General features: G+C 49.4%; 8 protein-coding genes. 7 read left to right on the forward strand and 1 reads right to left on the reverse strand.

Translation table 11 applies throughout. The features are described from left to right. From DBO31_RS02135 to rpsR, 4 genes are all read left to right on the forward strand, one after another. On the forward strand, nucleotides 1-936 hold a 936-nt coding region (locus DBO31_RS02135), incomplete at its 5' end, for a phosphoribosylformylglycinamidine synthase subunit PurQ (protein WP_200817434.1). Nucleotides 937-1,097: 161 nt separating this feature from the next. Next, on the forward strand, nucleotides 1,098-1,382 hold the full coding sequence (rpsF, locus tag DBO31_RS02140) for a 30S ribosomal protein S6 (protein ID WP_059076346.1): 285 nt from the start codon (nucleotides 1,098-1,100) through the stop codon (nucleotides 1,380-1,382). Nucleotides 1,383-1,398: 16 nt separating this feature from the next. Continuing rightward, nucleotides 1,399-1,860 (forward strand): single-stranded DNA-binding protein, encoded by a 462-nt coding sequence (locus DBO31_RS02145; protein ID WP_059076347.1) that lies wholly within the window; start codon nucleotides 1,399-1,401, stop codon nucleotides 1,858-1,860. 45 nt (nucleotides 1,861-1,905) lie between these two features. After that, the gene (rpsR, locus tag DBO31_RS02150) at nucleotides 1,906-2,136 is read left to right on the forward strand and encodes a 30S ribosomal protein S18 (protein WP_059076348.1); all 231 of its coding nucleotides are present in this window, start codon (nucleotides 1,906-1,908) and stop codon (nucleotides 2,134-2,136) included. A 67-nt stretch (nucleotides 2,137-2,203) separates the two neighbouring features. On the opposite strand, the gene DBO31_RS02155 is transcribed toward rpsR, so the two are convergent. After that, complete coding sequence (locus DBO31_RS02155; RefSeq protein WP_059076349.1) at nucleotides 2,204-3,142, reverse strand: diacylglycerol kinase family protein; 939 nt, start codon at nucleotides 3,140-3,142, stop codon at nucleotides 2,204-2,206. A 214-nt stretch (nucleotides 3,143-3,356) separates the two neighbouring features. Here DBO31_RS02155 and DBO31_RS02160 point away from each other — a divergent pair, with 214 nt between their 5' ends. From DBO31_RS02160 to DBO31_RS02170, 3 genes are all read left to right on the forward strand, one after another. Continuing rightward, nucleotides 3,357-4,970: a gamma-glutamyltransferase family protein gene (locus DBO31_RS02160; RefSeq protein WP_234995356.1), complete on the forward strand. Its 1,614-nt coding sequence runs from the start codon at nucleotides 3,357-3,359 to the stop codon at nucleotides 4,968-4,970. 230 nt (nucleotides 4,971-5,200) lie between these two features. Beyond that, entirely contained in the window at nucleotides 5,201-5,485 is a 285-nt protein-coding gene (locus DBO31_RS02165; protein ID WP_059076350.1) for a UxaA family hydrolase, read from the forward strand. Nucleotides 5,486-5,500: 15 nt separating this feature from the next. Further along, a partial coding sequence (locus DBO31_RS02170; RefSeq protein ID WP_200817435.1) for a UxaA family hydrolase occupies nucleotides 5,501-5,803 on the forward strand: 303 nt, incomplete at its 3' end.

A 5,803-nucleotide genomic window follows, 5' to 3' on the forward strand; every position in this document is an offset into this window, starting at 1 on the left:
GCCCTGACAGATTTGCAGAAGGCATGGGAAGAACCGCTCAGCAAAGTATTCCCGATTAAGAGTGAAAGTTCTTCTGATGATCCTACACTGCCTCTCTTCACGACCTATGGTCCCAAACGCAGTGAATCTTTTGGCAAACCGCATGTGTTCATCCCGGTCTGCCCTGGAACGAACTGTGAATACGATTCTGCCGCTGCCTTTGAACGGGCTGGCGCGACGGCAGAAATCATGGTACTGCGTAATGAAACGCCACAGGATCTGGCGGAATCGATCGACGAAATGGCAAGACGCATTGCCCATGCGCAGATTATCATGTTCCCCGGTGGCTTCAGTGCTGGCGATGAACCAGAAGGTTCTGGCAAGTTTATTGCTACTTTATTCCGCAGTCCGGCGTTGAAAGAATCACTGAACGATTTGCTCTATAAACGGGATGGCCTGGCATTGGGTGTCTGCAACGGATTCCAGGCGCTGATTAAACTGGGGCTCCTGCCTTATGGCCGGATCCAGCCTCTGCGTCCGGACAGCCCGACGCTGACATACAATACAATTGGCCGCCATCTGTCGCGGATGGTCAATACGAAGGTCGTTTCTGTCATGAGTCCCTGGTTCAGCAACATGAAAGCCGGCGATGTCCATACTATCGCTATTTCTCACGGGGAAGGCCGTTTTGTAGCGACACCCCGGCAGATCAGGGAACTGGCTGCGAAAGGACAGATTGCGACACAGTATGTAGATCTTAGTGGCAATGCATCCAATGACAGCGAATATAATCCTAACCAGTCCATTATGGCTGTCGAAGGGATTACCAGTCCCGATGGCCGCGTGCTCGGTAAGATGGCTCATACTGAACGGTTCAGCGGTCCCGATATTTTTGAAAATATTTCTGGCAATAAGCTGCAGCCTCTCTTTGCAGCCGGTGTTGCATATTTTGAATAATTGAAGAAAAAGGATGTCCTGTGAAAAGATCTTCTTTTGTGGGACATCCTTTTTACTTGCTATGGCGGAGAATCTGTGATACAATAATAAAGCTTGATTACTACAAGCTACCCTTGCCCTTTTGAAATGAAGGGCCATAGTCCAGAAGAGGAGGTGATTTCGTGAATAAGTACGAAGTCATGTTTATCGCAAAGCCGCTGGAAGACGCTGAAGTAGATCCGATTGCTGAATTTGTTTCCAATCTGATCAAGAAGAATGGCGGCAATGTCGAAAAGGTTGATCGTTGGGGCAAACGCCACCTGGCATACCCTGTCAAAAAGCAGGCTGACGGTAACTACGTACTGATTAACTTTGAAGCTGATCCTGAAGTTATCAAAGAAATCGACCGTGTTATGAAGATCCAGGACGACATCCTGAAGCACTTGATCGTCAAGATTGACGAATAACCGGAGGCGCAAAGGTATGAATTCAGTACAGTTGTTAGGCAATTTGGCTCGTGACCCCGAAATCCGTTTTACGAAGACTGGCAAGGCTGTTGCTATGTTTACCGTAGCCTGCACGACCACGTATATTCCATACGGAGCTACGGAACCACGGGAATTCACTGATTTTGTTCCTTGTGTTGCTTGGGGTAATTTGGCAGAAACCTGTGGTAACAACCTGGCTAAAGGCAGTCGTGTCTTTGTGGAAGGCCGTTTTAACACGCGTTCGTACGAAACGCAGGACGGCCAGAAGCGGTACAGGACGGAAGTCGTAGCTAATTTTGTGGCACAGACGATGGGAACGGAACGCCAGAATGGTACGGCGTCCTCTTCATATACCGGTGCTGCGCAGCCGAGCGCGCCGCAGCCTAAACCGGCTGCTCCGGGGACCGGCTTTGACAGCATGGGCTCCAGCACATCGGATGAAGAAATCCCATTCTAATAGTCAAACACATCCCTTAATTATGTTTTAAAGGGAGGATATATAATGAGAAGAGATCGCTCGAGAAAACCGAGAAGAAAAGTATGCAGCTTCTGTGTCGATCATGCTGAACAGATCGATTACAAAGACGTTGCAAAGCTCCGCCGTTTTACGACCGAACGTGGCAAAATCCTGCCGCGCCGTATCTCCGGCGTTTGCGCTAAACACCAGCGTAAACTGACGGTTGCTATCAAACGGGCCAGAGCTATCGCTCTGCTTCCGTACACAGCAGACTAATCGGATATCAAAAAGAGGATGCAGCAAAATGTGCTTTACAGCCATTTTGTTACATCCTCTTTTTTGTTTAACCTTTGTGAGGAAGCAGATGGACCAGTGGCAGACTGGAAGGAGGCGCAGATGGGACACAGACATTTAGGAAAGAAGGTAAAATTTCCAGATCCAACGGGAAATCAGGGCCTTTGTCACCATCCATGTTTGTCGTGAGGGTGCCATCGATCAGCGTGATTTTCAGATGAGTCGTCGTAGACAGATTCATGTATTCTGAACTCAGGGGCGAGCCGGCAAGAAATTCCGGTATGGCTTTAATCATATCGAGATAGCTGCAATCCTTGAAGACGCCGACCCAGAGTTTACCATCATCGACCTGAGCAGCCGGTGCGAGATTTCGGAAGCTTCCGACGGAATTAGTCAGCATGATGACGATGAGTGGAGAGCGATGGATATAAACGCCGTTATCGTTTTCTATCTTAAACAGGTATGTTTCATGATTTTGCAGGGCTTTCAGGCCCGTCAGAAAATAGGCAAGAGGGCCAAGCCGTGTTTTTTGCTCAATCGATACGTGACTGACGGCTTCAGGCATAAAACCGGCAGCAATGGTGTTGACGAAATAGCGGTCATTGGCCCGGGCGATATCTACGCGCTGGATATGGGCGTTTTTAAGACCGGCAATGGCTGCTTCCGGATGCAGGGGCATAGAAAGAGCCCGCCCCAGGTCGTTGACCGTGCCCAGCGGGATGAAGCCAAACGTTATACTGCTCCGTCCGGCAAGGGCCAGCCCGTTGACGGTTTCGTTCAATGTACCGTCGCCACCCATGCAGAAAACGGCATCAAATCCGGTAAGGGAGGCTTCACGGGCCCAGTCAGTCGCATCTCCCGGACCGGTCGTGATGCGCATTTCTACATCGTCATACATCGTATCCAGCTGGTTTTTTAATGGTTCTTTAAAATACTTGGCCCGTTCACGGCCGGCTGTCGGATTGACAATTAACAAGCACCGACTCACGGTGATTCCTCCTTTTACGGCAGGACAGACAGAGCTGTCGCAGAAAGTTACATATACATTATTATAGACACAAAACAGATTTTCGGGAAGAGCAGGGACTGCTTTTTTTTAGAGTGTATTTTATCTGTTCTATACAAAAAGCAGGCTGGTTTTACTGACCCGTGTGAAGGAATGTGATATGATAATCGTATATACAAGGAAAGGGCGTGTTAATATGGCAATGACATGGGACGGACAGATATATCCCTATCCCTCGCGGAGAGAAGTCGTCTATGCCCGCCGCGGAATGGTCTGTACATCGCAGACCTTGGCGGCGCAGGCCGGGCTGGATATGCTGAAGTTGGGAGGCAATGCCGTCGATGCGGCATTGGCTACGGCGATAGCACTGACTGTACTGGAACCAACCAGTAATGGCCTGGGCAGTGATGCCTTTGCACTGATATGGATGAAGGGAAAGTTATACGGTCTCAATGGCAGCGGTTGGTCGCCACGTACACTGACCTGGGAAACGCTGCATGAAAAAGGACTGTCGGAAATTCCCCTTCGCGGCTGGACTCCCGTTATGGTACCGGGGGCGCCGGCAGCATGGGCGGAAATACACAGCCGTTTTGGAAGACTTCCCTTTGAAGAACTATTTAAACCGGCTATTTCTTATGCAGAGGATGGCTATTCTGTCATGCCCAATCTGGCGGTCATGCTGAAAGAAGGTTATGAAAGCTTTGCTCCGTACCGTCATGAACCGGCTTTTAAGGGCTTGTTCGATACCTTTTATGCTGGTGATGTCATTGCCGGTGCGGGAGATATCCTGCGCCTGCCTCAGCAGGCACGGTCCCTGCGCCTCCTGGCCAGGAGCCGGTGCCGGGATCTTTATGAAGGGGAAATCGCTACAGCCATCGATGATTGGTCGAAAAAGACGGGCGGATATCTTCGCAAAGAGGATTTGATGGATTACCGGCCTCAGTGGGTCCAGCCAATCCATACGAATTACAGAGGCTATGATGTCTGGGAAATTCCGCCCAATGGCCATGGACTGGTCGTACTCATGGCTCTGAATATTGCCAGTGGTTTTTCCTTTGCAGAGCGGGATACGGTTGAAACGTTCCACCGCCAGATTGAATCGATGAAACTGGCTTTTGCCGACGGGCGTGAATACATAGCCGATCCCCGTTTTATGAACACGTCTGTAGAAGACTGGCTTTCTGAATCCTATGCAGTCCGGAGGCGGGCAGAAATCGGGGATATGGCACTGATGCCCAGGCCAGTCAGTCCCAATAATGGCGGGACGGTCTATCTCTGTTCGGCTGATGGAGAAGGCAACATGGTATCGTATATCCAAAGTAATTATACGGGGTTTGGTTCGGGCATCGTCATTCCGGGATATGGAGTGGCCCTCAGTGACAGGGGCAATAATTTCAGCATGGACCCACGGAGCGACAATTGTGCCGGTCCGCGAAAAAAATCCTACCACACAATCATTCCCGGTTTTCTGTCACGGGACGGGCAGGCTGTAGGACCGTTTGGTGTCATGGGAGCGTTCATGCAGCCCCAGGGACAGTTCCAGGTACTGATGAATACGATAGATTTCCATCTTAATCCTCAGGCGGCACTTGATGCGCCACGCTGGCAGTGGGTAGGCGGTAAACGCATCGAAGTGGAAGCGGCCGTTCCGGCGGCGGTTGTTGAAGGGCTGCGCCGTAAAGGCCATGAGGTAATAGTAAATGCTGATCCTATTCCCTATGGACGGGGGCAGATTATCTGGCGCAATGAACAGGGAGTTCTTTCCGGTGCGACAGAACCCCGGGCAGATGGTGCTGTTGCGGCATGGTAAAGGTATAAATAGAAGGCAGTGATAAGGTAAAAGCTATTCTTTTTTAGCACATTGCAATGCCAACTTAGAATTGACATTTTACAATTGCAATTCTATAATGAGAGTATACAGGACGTATATACACAATAGGTCTTATATACAAACAGGAACTTGCCATAACCTGTCAGCTAAGGAGTGGTTATCCTGGGTGTATGGTATATTTTGAACTACAAGAGGGAGGTTTCATTTTCATGATTAATGCAATGATTATCGATGAAAAAGACAACGTTGCTGTCGTCATCGAACCGGTAAAGAAAGGCGATACGGTTTCTTACGTTGACAAAAACAAGAAGACCGTTTCCTTTACTGCCGTAGAAGATGTCCAGATTTATCACAAAATCGCCATCAAAGATATTCCGGCCGATGCACCAGTCGTTAAATATGGTGAACATATTGGTCATGCTGCCCGTGATATCAAACAAGGCGAACACGTACACGAACACAATGTTAAATCCGTTCGTGAAAATTTGGGCTAAGAGGAGGAAATCATAATGAAATTTTGGGGTTATAAACGTCCGGATGGACGCGTAGGTGTCCGTAATCATGTATTAATTCTGCCGGCCAGTGTCTGTGCTTCTGATACGACCCGTATCATTGCCTCCCAGGTCAATGGCGCCGTTACCTTCAACAATCAGAACGGCTGTTCCCAGGTACCGCCTGACCAGCAGCTTACCATGGATGTAGAAGCCGGTTATGCTGCTAATCCAAACGTCTATGGTACGGTCGTCGTTTCTCTGGGCTGCGAAAACTGTCAGATGGACCTGGTAGTCAAAGCTATCCAGGAACGGACGAAC

This window comes from Megasphaera sp. DJF_B143 (genome assembly GCF_900320625.1).
Lineage (GTDB): Bacteria > Bacillota > Negativicutes > Veillonellales > Megasphaeraceae > Megasphaera > Megasphaera hexanoica.